Annotated in this window: 11 protein-coding genes, 3 tRNA genes and 2 rRNA genes; 15 read left to right on the top strand and 1 reads right to left on the bottom strand. The window is 55.8% G+C overall.

Annotated elements, in window-relative coordinates:
- Positions 1-302: 302 nt before the first annotated feature.
- The 12 genes from gyrB (at position 303) to ACEE09_RS01895 (ending at position 10,651) form a co-directional block, all read left to right on the top strand.
- Positions 303-2,285: a DNA topoisomerase (ATP-hydrolyzing) subunit B gene (gyrB, locus tag ACEE09_RS01950; RefSeq protein ID WP_449081647.1), complete on the top strand. Its 1,983-nt coding sequence runs from the start codon at positions 303-305 to the stop codon at positions 2,283-2,285.
- A 74-nt stretch (positions 2,286-2,359) separates the two neighbouring features.
- A complete protein-coding gene (gene gyrA / locus ACEE09_RS01945) occupies positions 2,360-5,011 on the top strand; it encodes a DNA gyrase subunit A (RefSeq protein WP_449081582.1) in 2,652 nt (883 codons plus the stop codon).
- Positions 5,001-5,507, top strand: coding sequence for a DUF3566 domain-containing protein (locus tag ACEE09_RS01940; RefSeq protein ID WP_449081580.1), 507 nt, complete (start codon positions 5,001-5,003; stop codon positions 5,505-5,507). Before gyrA ends, ACEE09_RS01940 begins: the two co-directional genes overlap by 11 nt.
- Before the next feature lie 163 nt (positions 5,508-5,670).
- Positions 5,671-5,744, top strand: a tRNA-Ile gene (locus tag ACEE09_RS01935).
- 23 nt (positions 5,745-5,767) lie between these two features.
- Complete coding sequence (locus ACEE09_RS01930) at positions 5,768-5,887, top strand: DLW-39 family protein (protein ID WP_449081578.1); 120 nt, start codon at positions 5,768-5,770, stop codon at positions 5,885-5,887.
- Positions 5,888-5,899: 12 nt separating this feature from the next.
- Positions 5,900-5,972, top strand: a tRNA-Ala gene (locus tag ACEE09_RS01925).
- Between the two features lie 3 nt (positions 5,973-5,975).
- Positions 5,976-6,092, top strand: a 5S ribosomal RNA gene (gene rrf / locus ACEE09_RS01920).
- Between the two features lie 593 nt (positions 6,093-6,685).
- Positions 6,686-7,879 (top strand): anion permease, encoded by a 1,194-nt coding sequence (locus ACEE09_RS01915; RefSeq protein WP_449081577.1) that lies wholly within the window; start codon positions 6,686-6,688, stop codon positions 7,877-7,879.
- The gene (locus ACEE09_RS01910) at positions 7,880-8,167 is read left to right on the top strand and encodes a hypothetical protein (RefSeq protein WP_449081575.1); all 288 of its coding nucleotides are present in this window, start codon (positions 7,880-7,882) and stop codon (positions 8,165-8,167) included. It abuts the gene before it with no gap.
- A gap of 124 nt (positions 8,168-8,291) precedes the next feature.
- Positions 8,292-8,364: transfer RNA gene (locus ACEE09_RS01905), tRNA-Ala, on the top strand.
- Positions 8,365-8,367: 3 nt separating this feature from the next.
- Positions 8,368-8,484 (top strand): 5S ribosomal RNA (rrf, locus tag ACEE09_RS01900).
- A 163-nt stretch (positions 8,485-8,647) separates the two neighbouring features.
- The gene (locus tag ACEE09_RS01895; protein WP_449081574.1) at positions 8,648-10,651 is read left to right on the top strand and encodes a fructose-specific PTS transporter subunit EIIC; all 2,004 of its coding nucleotides are present in this window, start codon (positions 8,648-8,650) and stop codon (positions 10,649-10,651) included.
- A gap of 110 nt (positions 10,652-10,761) precedes the next feature.
- Here the strand turns inward: ACEE09_RS01895 and ACEE09_RS01890 are convergent, their stop codons facing one another.
- Positions 10,762-11,391: a hypothetical protein gene (locus tag ACEE09_RS01890; protein ID WP_449081572.1), complete on the bottom strand. Its 630-nt coding sequence runs from the start codon at positions 11,389-11,391 to the stop codon at positions 10,762-10,764.
- A gap of 573 nt (positions 11,392-11,964) precedes the next feature.
- On the opposite strand from ACEE09_RS01890, the gene ACEE09_RS01885 reads away from it, so the two are divergent.
- From ACEE09_RS01885 to ACEE09_RS01875, 3 genes are all read left to right on the top strand, one after another.
- Positions 11,965-12,756 carry an ATP-binding protein gene (locus ACEE09_RS01885; protein WP_449081570.1) on the top strand — a complete coding sequence of 264 codons (792 nt, stop codon included), beginning with the start codon at positions 11,965-11,967 and terminating at the stop codon, positions 12,754-12,756.
- Between the two features lie 90 nt (positions 12,757-12,846).
- Positions 12,847-13,371 carry a peptidylprolyl isomerase gene (locus ACEE09_RS01880; protein ID WP_449081568.1) on the top strand — a complete coding sequence of 175 codons (525 nt, stop codon included), beginning with the start codon at positions 12,847-12,849 and terminating at the stop codon, positions 13,369-13,371.
- A 111-nt stretch (positions 13,372-13,482) separates the two neighbouring features.
- Entirely contained in the window at positions 13,483-14,253 is a 771-nt protein-coding gene (locus tag ACEE09_RS01875) for a rhomboid family intramembrane serine protease (protein ID WP_449081566.1), read from the top strand.
- Positions 14,254-14,278: the final 25 nt, after the last annotated feature.

The raw sequence follows: 14,278 nt of genomic DNA, 5'->3' as shown, positions 1-14,278 counted from the left end.
GCCCCCCTCACCCTGTGAGAACCCACAGTGTAGGGGTTCCATTCGCTCTCATGGCTCACTCAGGCTCTTGTGGCCCTAAGTGCCCTGCTAAAAGGTCACAAAACAGGCTCAAAAATAGCCCTGTGCGGTAGAATTGAGAGCATATATACGCGCGCCTGCCCGCCCGCACAGTAGCCACACCCCGCAACCTAACCGCCGGGCGTCCGCGCTGAAGGGCCGCCGGTGCGAGACCGACCATGCAAGGAGCCTAATTACCTGTGGCAACTGAAGAAACCTCCCACGAATACGGCGCCGCCGACATCATGGTCCTCGAAGGCCTTGAAGCTGTGCGCAAGCGCCCCGGTATGTACATCGGTTCAACCGGCGAACGCGGCCTACACCACCTGGTCTATGAAGTTGTCGATAACTCCGTCGATGAAGCCCTAGCAGGGCACGCCGACCTGATTGAGGTCGTCATCCAGCAAGACGGCGCAGTACGAGTTGCCGATAACGGTCGAGGCATCCCCGTCGACGAACACCCCACCGAAAAGAAACCTACCGTCGAAGTCGTCATGACCATTCTGCACGCCGGCGGTAAATTCGGCGGCGGCGGCTATGCGGTCTCCGGCGGTCTGCACGGTGTAGGTATCTCCGTGGTCAACGCACTGTCCACCAAGGTCGAAACCGAAGTACGCCGCCAAGGCTACAAGTGGCACATCAGCTACGCCAACGGTGGTCACACCACCCAGCCCCTTACCCGCGGTGAAGCAACCGAAGAAACCGGCACCACCCAGACCTTCTACCCCGACCCCGAAATCTTCGAAACCGTTGAATTCGACTTCGAGACCCTGCGCGCCCGCTTCCAGCAGATGGCCTTCCTCAATAAGGGTCTAACCATCCAGCTCACCGATGAACGCGAGCTCCACGAAGGCGATGAAGTCACCGGCGAAGAAAAGCCCGAAAAGCTACCCCTCAACCAGGTAGGGGCCAACGCCCAGGGCCACAAGACCGTCACCTACATGTACAAAGACGGCCTCTTCGACTACGTCAACTTCCTCAACACCTCCAAGAAACTCACCGTAGTTCACGATGACATCATCGCCTTCGACACCGAAGACACCGACCGCATGATGAGCCTGGAAGTGGCCATGCAATGGACCACCGCCTATAAAGAATCGGTGCACACCTACGCCAACACCATCAACACCCACGAGGGCGGTACCCACGAAGAAGGCTTCCGCACCGCCCTGACCACCCTCATTAACCGATTTGCCCGCGATAACAAGATGCTGCGCGAAAAGGACGATAACCTCACCGGTGAAGACGTCCGTGAGGGCCTTACCGCCGTCATCTCCGTAAAAATCTCTGAACCCCAGTTCGAGGGTCAGACCAAGACCAAACTGGGTAACTCCGAAGCCAAGGCTTTTGTCCAGCGTGAAACCATGGACCAGCTGGGCGACTGGCTGGGGCGCAACCCCAGCACCGGTAAAGAAATCGTCCGCCGTGCCATCACCGCATCCCAGGCCCGCCTGGCAGCCCGCAAAGCCCGCGAAACCACCCGCCGTAAAGGCCTGCTAGAAACCGGCTCCATGCCCGGCAAACTCAAAGACTGCTCATCAAAAGACCCCTCCATCTCAGAGATTTACCTGGTAGAGGGTGACTCAGCAGGCGGCTCAGCAGTGCGCGGCCGCAACCCCGAAACCCAAGCCATTTTGCCCCTGCGAGGCAAGGTGCTGAACGTGGAGCGCGCTCGCATAGATCGTGCCCTCTCTAACGCAGAAATTCAGTCACTGATTACCGCCTTTGGTACCGGCATCGGTGAAGAATTCAACATTGAGAAAGCCCGCTACCACAAGGTCGTGCTCATGGCTGATGCGGACGTAGATGGCCAGCACATCACCACCTTGCTGCTGACCTTGCTCTTCCGCTACATGCGTCCGCTCATTGAAGCTGGCTACGTCTACCTGGCCCAGCCCCCGCTCTACCGCATCAAGTGGTCCAATGCCCCCCATGACTACGTCTTCTCAGATGCCGAACGTGACGCTGCCTTAGCGGCAGGTTATGCCAAGAACCAGCGCATCCCCAAGGACAACGGCATTCAGCGCTATAAGGGTCTGGGCGAAATGGACTACACCGAACTGTGGGACACCACCATGGACCCCGACCGCCGCACTCTATTGCAGGTCAAGATGGAGGACGCAGCCGCGGCCGACCAGATCTTCTCCGTGCTGATGGGTGAGGATGTCGAAGCCCGCCGAGAATTCATCCAGCAGAACGCAAAGGATATCCGCTTCCTTGATATCTAAGGCTTATAAGTGTGAAACAAACGCTATATAGCCACTATGGAATATAAACATCAAGGACGAAATACGAGGAACTTATGAGCGACGAGAACACCACCAGCTCACCCCAGCCCATCGACGGCGAAACCGTTGCAACTGACGCAACCCCGGCACCTGCCGGCGGCAAGGTCGAAGTTGTAGACCTGCGTTCTGAAATGGAACGCTCATACCTGGACTACGCCATGGCCGTCATCATCGGTCGCGCCCTACCTGATGTGCGCGATGGCCTCAAGCCCGTCCACCGCCGCGTCATCTACGCCATGTACGACGGCGGCTACCGCCCCGAACGCTCCTTCAACAAGTGCGCCCGCGTCGTTGGCGAAGTGATGGGTCAATACCACCCTCACGGTGACGGGGCTATCTATGACACCCTGGTGCGCCTCATCCAGGACTGGGTCATGCGCTACCCCCTAGCCCTCGGTCAGGGTAACTTCGGCTCCCCCGGTAATGACGGTGCCGCAGCCCCCCGTTATACCGAAACCAAGATGGCTCCCCTGGCCCTGGAGATGGTACGAGATATCACCGAGGAAGCCGTAGACTTCCAGCCCAACTACGACGGCAAGAACCAGGAGCCGGTCGTCCTGCCCTCGCGTATCCCCAATCTGCTGGTTAACGGCTCATCCGGTATCGCCGTTGGTATGGCAACCAACATCCCGCCGCATAACCTGCGTGAGGTAGCGGACGGCGTGCAATGGTTCCTGCAGAACCCCCAAGCTAGCAACGAAGAGCTGCTTGAGGCCCTGATTGCCCGCATTAAGGGCCCTGACTTTCCCACCGGCGCCACCATCCTGGGCCATAAGGGAATTGAGCAGGCCTACCGTACTGGCCGTGGTTCAATCACCATGCGCGCAGTGGTCAACGTTGAAGAAATTCAGGGGCGCACCTGCCTGGTCGTCACCGAGCTGCCCTACCAGGCCAACCCCGACAACCTGGCCATCAAAATCGCTGAATTGGTCAAGGACGGCAAAATCAGCGGCATCGCTGATTTGCGCGATGAAACGTCTGGCCGCACTGGCCAGCGCCTGGTCATCGTTCTCAAACGTGATGCTGTGCCCAAGGTGGTGCTGAATAACCTCTACAAGCACACCCAGCTCCAGGAAAACTTCTCAGCTAACATGCTGGCGATTGTGGACGGCGTGCCCCGCACCCTCTCCCTGGATGCCTTCATCCGCCACTGGGTCAACCACCAGCTCGAAGTGATTGTGCGCCGCACCCGCTACCGCCTGCGTCAGGCCCAAGAAGAAGCGCATATTCTGCGCGGCCTGCTCAAGGCCCTCGATGCCCTCGATGAGGTCATCGCCCTGATTCGCCGCTCTCCCACCGCCGATGACGCCCGCGCAGCCCTGATGGACTTCCTCGACATTGATGAGGCCCAGGCTCAGGCGATTTTGAACATGCAGCTGCGCCGCTTAGCCGCCCTGGAACGTCAGAAGATTCAGGACCGCCACGACGAACTCATGCGCATGATCGATGAGTACAACGCGATTATCGCCTCTGAGGATCGTCAGCGCGCCATCATCTCTGAAGAACTGGCCGAAATTGTAGCCCGCTTTGGTGATGACCGCCGCTCCAAGATCCTTATGGGCTATGACGGTGATATGTCTATGGAAGATCTCATCCCTGAGGAAGAAATGGTCGTCACCATTACCCGCGGTGGCTATGTCAAGCGCACCCGCAGCGACCAGTACCGCTCCCAGCACCGCGGCGGCAAGGGCATTAAGGGTGCCTCCTTGCGCGGGGACGACGTCGTTCAGCACTTCTTTGTTACCTCCACCCACTCCTGGATTCTCTTCTTCACCAACCTGGGTCGGGTCTACCGCACTAAGGCCTACGAGCTCATGGAAGCAGGCCGCGACGCCAAGGGCCAGCATGTGGCTAACCTGCTGGCCTTCCAGCCTGAGGAGACCATCGCTAAGGTCATGGAGCTTAAGTCCTATGAGGATGCCCCCTACCTGATTTTGGCTACTAAGAACGGTTTGGTGAAGAAAACTGCCCTGTCGGATTACGACACCAACCGTGCCGCTGGCGTCATTGCCATTAATCTGCGTGAGGGCGATGAGCTGGTCTCAGCCCAGCTAGCCAGCGCTGACGATGATTTGCTGCTGATCTCCCGCCAGGGCCAGTCCTTGCGTTTCACTGCTTCTGACGAGGCCCTGCGACCTATGGGCCGTGCAACCTCTGGTGTGACCGGTATGAAGTTCCGTGACGGGGATGAGTTGCTCTCAGCCAACGTGGTCACCGATGATTCCTTCGTCTTTGTGGTGACCGCAGGTGGTTATGCTAAGCGCACCCAGGTTGATCAGTACCGTGTTCAGGGTCGTGGCGGCCTGGGCATCAAGGTTGCCAAGCTGGCAGAGGACCGCGGCGAGCTCGTGGGCGGTCTGATTGTCAGTGAAGAGGACGAGGTCATGGTCGTGATGCAATCCGGTAAGGTCGTGCGCACCTCAGTTGCAGAGGTGCCGGCTAAGGGCCGCGACACCATGGGCGTTATTTTTGCTAAGCCTGGCAAGAACGATGAGATCCTTGAGGTTGCCCGCAACTACGAACGCAACATCGATGAGGTAGACGACACCGAGGAAAACGGCGCTGAAAGCCCCGAAAAGCCGGCAGATGAAGTACCTTTAGAAAACAAGACCACCCCGGCAGTAGCCGACACCGCAGACGCACTTGGAGGTAAGAGTGAGCACTAGAAGCACCGGAACCGCACCGCGGCCAGCGCCGCGAGCCGGCACCCCGCGCGCTGCCCAAGGTAAGGCACGCCCCCAGGGTGGAGCGTCCGCAAATGCCCAGCGTAAGCCTCTGGTGCGCCCGGCCCCTCGCTCCAAGATTCGCCGTGCGCGCCTGGTCATTGCTAAGGTCGATACCTTCTCTGTAGCTAAGCTTGTCTTCCTGCTCTCGGTTGCTATTGGTATCGCTACCGTTGTTGCAGCGGTGATTCTCTGGCTGGTTATGCAGGCCACTGGCACCTTCCAGAGCCTCAATGATCTGCTGACCTTGCTAGGTACCACTGGTGATGCTGTGGATATATCCCAGTACCTCTCCTTGGGGCAGGTGGCTCTTTATAGCACCATTATTTCCGTCGTGAATGTAATTCTTTACACTCTGCTAGGCACTCTAGCTGCCATGTTGTATAACCTGGCAGCCAGATTGGTTGGTGGTGTGGGCGTGACCCTCACCGACGAATAAATCTGAGTTAGAGCCCTGATGTAGCCTCGTGGTGCCCTGTATTTTTAGGGCGCCACGAGGCTTTTAACTACCAATTTAGATGATGTGTCTCAGAACACCCATTTTTAATTTGGCAAGGTGTCAAAACCTGTGTAAAGTTATATCTCGTTCTGATGAACATCAAGGGCGTATAGCTCAGACGGTTAGAGCGCTACACTGATAATGTAGAGGTCCCAGGTTCAATTCCTGGTACGCCCACTCACCTTGGTTGAAAGGTTGACATGAAGAAATTTATGACAATCGCACTTGCTGCACTGGCAACAGTGATGGCGGTGAAGAAAGCTAAGGATTCTCAGGAGAATAAAAAAACTTGGGAAGAAGCTACAGATAAAATCTCATAGGTAGCACCCGATGGGGGCGTGGCGCAATTGGTAGCGCACCTGCTTTGCAAGCAGGGGGTTAGGGGTTCGAGTCCCCTCGCCTCCACTCTTCGGTGATTATAGCAAGAGGGAAACACCCGGTCCCATCCCGAACCCGGAAGTTAAGGCTCTTAGCGCCGATGGTACTGCACTGGCGACGGTGTGGGAGAGTAGGTCATCGCCGAATTATATTTGGTAAGGAACCCCAGTCGAAAGACTGGGGTTCCTTTTTGTATGTGCGGTTCTTTTTTTGGGGGGGCTCGCGCTACTTGTGCCCTTTAGTGGGATTATGGGTTATAGGCAGAAAAGTGTGTCCCACCCCTGCGAGCGTGCACCATATCACTGAGCGTGCGTTTACCCTGCGCACGCTCAGCGATATGGTGCACGCTCGTTACTTTGGTTGATGCTGTCGAGGTATGTGTCTCAAGAATAGGTTTCAAGTAAGCCTTGAGCTTTTATGGCAGTTTATGAGCAACCCCACGGGAGTATAAAATGAACAAATGGTAAACAACATCGCTCTGCATGTGGGTTTGCCGCTGTAGAAGGGGCTGCCTGCTCAGGTAAAACCATGTAAAACCACATTTCTTTAAGGAGCAGTATCGCAAAAAATATCCCCTAACCAGGTGAAACGAACATATCTTCACCTCTATCGTTGCAGGTATCTCTGCCCAAAATATGTATCTTGTGGGTTTTAAGAAACTTAATCAACATTTCACCCTTGCCTAATCCCTCAGACGCCTGATGTTTCCCAAAACCTGCCTTGCCTACAAGAATAGAACTGTGACTACAGAACTCATCATTCTGGTGATCGTAGTGCTCACCGCACTAGCCTTCGACTTCACCAACGGCTTTCATGACACCGCCAACGCCATGGCCTCATCCATCGCCACAGGAGCCCTCAAACCTAAAGCGGCTGTGGCGCTCGCGGCCGTCCTTAACCTAGCGGGCGCCTTCCTCTCCATTGAGGTAGCTAAAACCGTCGGCTCTGGCCTCATCGACCTGGAGACAGCCGGGGGCGGACCCAGTCTCATGCTGATTGTCTTTACCGGGCTGGTGGGTGCAATCCTCTGGAACGTCTTCACCTGGCTGTTAGGATTGCCCTCCAGCTCCTCTCATGCCCTCTTTGGTGGCCTCATCGGCGCGACCCTGGCTTCACTGGGTGCTAACGGTGTGCTGTGGAATGGCGTGCTGATGAAGATTATTATTCCGGCCCTGCTGGCCCCGCTCATTGCCGGTGTAGTTGCTGGTGTGGGTGCTGCTCTGATTTATGCTCTCACCAAGACCGTGCCTGAGCAACAGAAGAAAAAGAACTTCCGCTTCGGCCAGATTTCCGCCGCTTCTCTCATGTCTCTAGCTCACGGCACCAATGATGCGCAGAAAACCATGGGTGTTATCTTCCTAGCCCTGGTTGCAGCCCAGGAAATCAACCCCGAAGCAGATATTCCTTTCTGGGTGCGCCTGGTCTGTGCGCTGGCTATCGCCCTGGGAACCTACCTGGGTGGCTGGCGCATCATTAAAACCTTGGGTAAGGGCATTGTTGATATTGAAGGCCCCCAGGGCTTTGCTGCGGACGGCTCCTCGGCAGCTATTATTCTGACCTCCTCCCATTTCGGTATGGCCCTGTCTACTACCCACGTGGCCACCGGTTCTATTATTGGATCCGGCATTGGCCGTCGCGCCAAGGTAAGCTGGTCAACCGCCCGCCGTATGGTCATCGCCTGGGTTATTACCCTGCCGGCTGCTGGCTCCGTCGGTGCGCTGACCTGGTTCGTGGGTAACGGCATCAACTCTTTGACCGGTAGCGCCTGGATAGGTGAAGCTGCTGTTTTCCTCCTTCTGGTGGGCTTCTGTGTTTGGATGTGGGCTCACTCCCGCAAGAGCGCCGTCAGCCATATTGATATGCACTCGGGTGAGGCTGTCACTACCCGTGAGGTACACACCGAGTCGATTCCCATCGTGAAGGCTGGTTCCTAAATGCTGATTGTTGATATCTTCCACAAGATTTACCCCGTCTTCCTGGCCGGTCTGGGTTTTGGTGCTGGCCTGCCGATTCTCTATGCCCTGGGTGTGCGCCTGATGAGTGGCATAGCTGTAGAAACCCCTGAGGGTACCGTCTACACCGAGCCTGCCCCGGCAGCGCGTGCTGCCGCCTATGTACTGTTTGCGGTGCTGACTCTGGCTGTTGTGAGCGGTATTCTCTGGATCGCCAAGGACTTCATCTACGCCTACACCGGCTTCAACTTCCTAGGGACTGCAGGCTAAATAGGGCAGTTATGGCCTGTTCTTCAGGTTTTTATCTTAAACCTGTGGTGGAGCTAACCGTTTATTTGGTAGAATTAGTTTGCGCGTGCAAAAAACCTGTAGTAAGGTAGAAGCATAACACCACGGGGGCGTGGCGCAATTGGTAGCGCACCTGCTTTGCAAGCAGGGGGTTAGGGGTTCGAGTCCCCTCGCCTCCACTCTTCGGTGATTATAGCAAGAGGGAAACACCCGGTCCCATCCCGAACCCGGAAGTTAAGGCTCTTAGCGCCGATGGTACTGCACTGGCGACGGTGTGGGAGAGTAGGTCATCGCCGAATTATATTTGGTAAGAAGCCCTGGTCGAAAGACCAGGACTTCTTTTGTATTTCCTTCCCGCTACGATTATCTGCAAAGCCTCACAAGACCGTCGGCATACGTCCTCACGTTACAAGAACATCAAAGTCCCTGCCCCCGCCGTTCTCGGCCGGTAAGCTAAGGACTATGACATCACCAACATCATCTCCTCCACGCATCCTTGCTATCACAGCCTGCCCCACGGGTATCGCCCACACCTATATGGCCGCTGAAAACCTAGCTGCTGCGGCAGAAGAAAAAGGAATCAATCTCAAAGTTGAGACTCACGGCTCCATCGGCGTCGAAGGAGCCTTTACCGCTGATGATATTAAAGAAGCGGACGCTATTCTTATCTGTGCTGACATCGACGTTGATAAAAGCCGTTTTGCCGGGAAAAAACTACTGGCCACCCCCGTAGCCCAGGCTATTAAGAACCCCCAAGCTCTACTCACTCAGGCTCAAACCGCCCCTATCTACCAAGAGGGCAGAGCACAAACTGACCAAGAAAACACTCAAAAACCCACCAAACAATCTATCGGCCAGCAACTCTACCAGGCACTCATGAACGGCGTATCGCACATGATTCCCTTCGTGGTAACTGGCGGTCTGATGATTGCTGTGGCCCTATCACTGGGAGGAACCCCCAGCACTGAAGGCCTAGTAGTCCCAGAAGATTCTTTCTGGAACACCCTCTTGCAAATGGGTGTACTGGCCTTTAGTCTCATGGTGCCTGTTCTCTCAGCCTTTATCGCCTCGGCTATTGCTGGTCGGCCTGGTCTAGCCCCAGGCTTCATCACCGGTCTCATCGCTGTGACTGGGTCCCTCTACGGTTCCGAAGCCGGAGCAGGGTTCATCGGAGGTATTCTCACCGGTTTTCTCTCCGGTTACCTTGCTCTTGCCATCAAAAAAATACCGGTGAACCGCTACCTGGCCACCATCTGGCCGATCCTCATTATTCCCATCGTCACCACCGCAGTCGTAGGCTTCCTCTTCGTCTACCTGCTCGGGCACCCCATCTCTCTTCTCTTTGAAGCACTCACCCAGTGGCTAGCACATTTGGATGGCGCTTCTGTACTGGTGCTTGGTGCTGTGTTGGGAGCTATGATTGCCTTTGACATGGGTGGGCCCTTTAACAAGACCGCCTTTCTTTTTGCCGGCGGCATGATTACCGCCGGTAATGCTGCACCCATGGGTATGGCAGCAACTGCTATCGCCGTCCCGCCTATTGCAGTAGGTATTGCCACTCTTATCCGCCGACAGGTCTTTAGTAAGGCCGAACAAGAATCTGGTATTGCAGCGCTACTGATGGGCTTCTTCGGTATCACCGAAGGCGCTATTCCCCTGGCCGCTGCGCGCCCCCTTCAGGTAATCCCCGCTAACGTACTCGGTGGAGCTACCGCTGGGGCATTAGCTGGTCTCTGGCAGGTAAAAGATAACGTCATGCACGGTGGACCCATCGTGGCAGTTCTTGGCGCTGTAGACAATACTCTTTTCTTCTTCCTAGCACTTCTAGCAGGTGTGGCTACCACCGTGGTACTGATGCTGGCCCTTATCCACATCAGTAACCGCAGCTCTTCTCCTGCCATCTCCAAGACGGAAGAAGATAGTACTCAGAACACCGCAGGCTCTATGCGCTCTGAAACTACCCTCACACCAAAGGCTCATCATGAGCACCAGAGCGCCGCTGAGCTCATCGAGAGTGACCTTATCCTGCTCGATGACCAGGCACCTACCGGTTCACCGGATACCGTTATTCGAGGCCTAGTCGATGCCGCCTCAGCACGATTCTCAAATCCCCAAGCTGTCATTGAAGCTGCCTTAGCGCGTGAAGAGAAAACCTCAACCGCGGTAGGCCACGGAGTAGCAATTCCCCACGCCCGCACCGCGGCAGTCGTAACACCCACGTTGGCCTTCGCCCGTTTACCCGAAGGAATTGACTGGAAAGCCCCCGATCAGTCTCCGGTACGTCTGGTCTTCCTCATCGCGGTACCTGAGAGCTCTGGCAACGAACACCTACGCATCTTATCGACCTTAGCTCGTGCCTTGATGCGTGATTCTTTCCGCCAGCAACTCCTCACCGCACCAGACCAAGAATCAGTAGAACAGGCCATTCAGCAGGTAATTGTTCAGACTAAGACCCCTGCTAGCTAGTCACTGCCAGTACATAGCAAAAGGCCCCGGCCTCCCGCTAGGGGAGCCGGGGCCGGGCGTCCGCGCTCGCAATCAACGAGGGGCGGACGCGCGTGAGTAACTAGTGAGGACTAGGCGGCAGGAGTCTTCCAGGGGTCCTCAACGGGGCGAGAAGCCTTGAAAGCAGCTGCGCCAGCAGCAACACCAGCAACAACCAGGCCAAAGACCAGCAGACCCTTGTTGCTCTTAGAAGCCTTCTTCTGCTCCTTGGCGTAGCTCTTAGCGGCCTTAACGGCAGCCTTCTGAGCCTTCTTCAGGGCCTTCTTGTCGCCAGTGACCTTAGCGGCAAGGTGCTCAACCTGGGTGGGAACCTCAGCATCAGAGAGCTTATCTGCAACGGTGTTTGCAACGTCAGCAGCCTTCACACGGGCGGTTGCTACAGCGTTTTCAACGGCGGGGGTGACGTCGTCGATGGTGTGCTGAATCTTATCGGCCAGGGTGGACTGGACGTTCTCAAACTTCTTAGCGCCATCCTTAGCAGCAGACTGGGTGGCCTTGGAGACGTTCTTACCGTACTTCTCAGCAGCCTTCTGCAACTGGGAGAACTTCTTACCGGTCAGCTTCTCAGCACGAGAAGCCTTCTTCTGAGCCAGGCTGGTCAGCTTGTCAGCCTTCTTGCCAGTGGTCTTAGCTGCCTTTGAGAAGAACTTCTCTGCCTGCTTCTGAGCTTTCTTAGCCTTGCTCTTCTTGCACAGTGCCATGGTTATTTCCTCCATGTCTGGGCCCGCCCCGGCAGGTTGCCGATCTTCACAGACCAGCTCACGGCCGAATGCGAGCGACTTACATTTAGTATCAGCTTACTTTCTAAAACTCTAAAGTTCTCTGTACTAGGGCAAAAACTCGTATGTTTCTCTGCCCGCTAAAGTAGTAGACAGTGAATCAAGATCTTAACCCCTTTACCCCCGGTGCAGGGCTTACCCCGCCTGAACTCACAGGGCGAGACCAAGAAATCATCGACTTCGATAGGCTCGTAGCCCGTAGCAAAATGCGACTGACCGATAGAGTCTTATGCTCTACGGCCTGCGCGGAGTCGGTAAGACCGTTCTGCTTCGCAGATTAGAAAACCACGTAGAACGCTCCGGCTGGCTCACTCTCAGGCTCGAAGGGAGCCTTACTCCCTCTGCCCAGAAACAACTTCGAATCAAACTCGCACGAGACCTTGCCCAGCAGACTATAGAGTAGCTACCCAGGGGCACACTGGAAGCGCAATACAGCGAGCAATCGCCTCTATCGCCGAACTATCGCTCACGCTGGGCTTTGCCCAAGCCCGCCTAGTGCTCAAACCTAAGAATGACGAGCCTGCCTTCACCACCGGCGTCCTCGATATAGACTTCCCCGAAGCAATCTTGAACCTAGCAGAAGCCCTCAAAGAACTTCCCCAGCCTAAAGCTATCGGTTTTTTCATTGATGAAATCCAAGACTTTGATAGTGAACTACTCGATATGCTCCTGACAACCCAACACGAAGCAGGGCAACGGGAACTCCCCTTCTACATTATCGGGGCTGGTCTGCCCTCAGTTCCCACGCGGCTAGGAGAAATAAAAACCTACGCTGAACGTCTCTTTAGCTACCGTGAAATAGGTGCTCTCACTCCTGATGCAACCCGCCGGGCTTTCATAGAACCCATCTGCAGGCCAGGCGGGAACATCATAGAAAGCGCCCTCGAAAAAGCCACTGCCGCTTCGCAAGGCTACCCCTACTTCATCCAGCAATATGGGCAGGCCATCTGGAACTCTGCTGCTCAACAGACAATTACTGATGATGACGTGCTTGCTGGCCTTGCAGTAGGGCGAAGCGAGTTAGATAGCGGTTTCTATCTCACCCGCTGGCAGCGGACTACCGATGCAGAACAGGACTACCTGGTTGCTATGGCCCACCTGATGAAAGGTAATGCCGCCCGCACCGGAGAAATCGCAAAGGCTCTGGATAAGACCACTAACGGAACCAGCGTAGTGCGTAAATCCTTGATTGAAAAAGGGTTGGTGTATTCGCCCGGTGTGGGTCAGCTGGCCTTTACAGTACCAGGAATGCAGGACTTCGTACTTAGGCAAGCAGAAGTAGGCTAGGGCACCTAGTGCCGACCATGCCCTTTCACTGACCGCAAAAGCCCAGTGCATACCTAGCGGCTGCCCACCTACCCGTGCGAGAATAGGGGCATGACTGCAACTGCAAAAGCAACAATTCACACCAACCACGGTGACATCGTCGTTAACCTCTTCGGTAACCACGCACCGGCAACCGTCAAGAACTTCATCGGCCTCTCCGATGGCACCCAGGAATGGCGCCACCCCCGCACCGGTGAGGTGCAGGAAGGCCCCCTCTACAAGGACGTCATCTTCCACCGCATCATCCGCGACTTCATGATCCAGGGTGGTGACCCCCTCGGTCAGGGTATCGGCGGCCCCGGCTACCAGTTCAAGGACGAAATTCACCCCGAACTGAGCTTCAACAAGCCCTACCTGCTGGCTATGGCCAACGCAGGCCCCGGCACCAACGGCTCACAGTTCTTCATCACCACTGTTGAGACCCCCTGGCTCAACGGCCGCCACACCATCTTCGGTGAGGTCGCAGATGAAGACTCCAAGGAGGTCGTTGACGCTATTGAAGGTGTAGCAACCGGTGCTATGGACCGCCCCGTTGAAGACGTCGTCATCTCTTCCATCGACATCGAAGAACTCTAAACCTCACAGAGGTTAGTACCAAAGGCCCGCCCATCTTGGGTGGGCCTTTCTTCTACCCCTAGAAAAATTTTTTATGTGAGCGGCTAAGGCCGCAGGTGAAAGGACGAGCGCGTGAGTGAGCAGGTAGGCCGATACGGCTATTCCAGTGATGAGGTGCCGGTGTGCCCCCGTCACCCCAACCAGGTGACCTATGTGCGGTGCGGACGCTGCAACCGGCTAGCCTGCGGGCAGTGCCAAATACCGCTAGAAGTGGGCATGATGTGCGTGGACTGTATGGCAGCAGCACAGCGTTCAGCCCCGCGTCCTTCTTACGCCAAGGCCCGCCCCACTCTTACCTATGCTCTCATCGCTATTAACAGCGTGGTGTGGGTTCTGCAGCTTCTCTTCCCCCAGGTGACTATGTGGGGTATCTATAACCCTCTCTACGTGGAATATTCGGGGCAGTGGTACCGTATGCTGAGCGCGGGCTTCTTGCACGCGCCATCTAATATCACCCACCTGCTGCTTAATATGTTTACTCTCTACCTCTTTGGTCAGATGTTAGAGCCGCTGATGGGCAGATGGAAGTTCCTTGCAACCTACCTATTCTCGATTGTTGGTGGGTCTGTGGCTGTGCACCTGCTGGCTTCTGTTGTCGGTGGTATGAGTGTGAGCACCCTGGGGGCTTCTGGGGGCGTCTTTGGTCTTTTTGGGGCGTATTTTTCTCTGGCTCGTGCCCGCCGGCAGAGTACCAATGGCATCGTCGTTCTGGTAGCTATCAACTTTGTTTTTGGTTTTATCATGCCGGGTATCTCGTGGGAGGCTCACCTGGGTGGGCTGGTGACAGGTGCGCTGGTAGCAACGATTCTTGATCGTTTACCGAGTAAGCCTGGCAGGTTCTAGGGCAATAAAGAGAGTGTGGGCCCAC

It is taken from the genome of Rothia sp. 88186D007BW (genome assembly GCF_053544215.1).
The sequence above is the reverse complement of the archived record's forward strand: the minus strand, read 5'-3'. Positions and strand labels throughout refer to the sequence as shown.

Coding starts and splice junctions, on each gene's coding strand:
- gyrB (WP_449081647.1), top strand. CDS start 303: ATGGTCCTCGAAGGCCTTGAAGCTGTGCGCAAGCGCCCCGGTATGTAC.
- gyrA (WP_449081582.1), top strand. CDS start 2,360: ATGAGCGACGAGAACACCACCAGCTCACCCCAGCCCATCGACGGCGAA.
- ACEE09_RS01930 (WP_449081578.1), top strand. CDS start 5,768: ATGAAGAAATTTATGACAATCGCACTTGCTGCACTGGCAACAGTGATG.
- ACEE09_RS01910 (WP_449081575.1), top strand. CDS start 7,880: ATGCTGATTGTTGATATCTTCCACAAGATTTACCCCGTCTTCCTGGCC.
- ACEE09_RS01895 (WP_449081574.1), top strand. CDS start 8,648: ATGACATCACCAACATCATCTCCTCCACGCATCCTTGCTATCACAGCC.
- ACEE09_RS01890 (WP_449081572.1), bottom strand. CDS start 11,391: ATGGCACTGTGCAAGAAGAGCAAGGCTAAGAAAGCTCAGAAGCAGGCA.
- ACEE09_RS01880 (WP_449081568.1), top strand. CDS start 12,847: ATGACTGCAACTGCAAAAGCAACAATTCACACCAACCACGGTGACATC.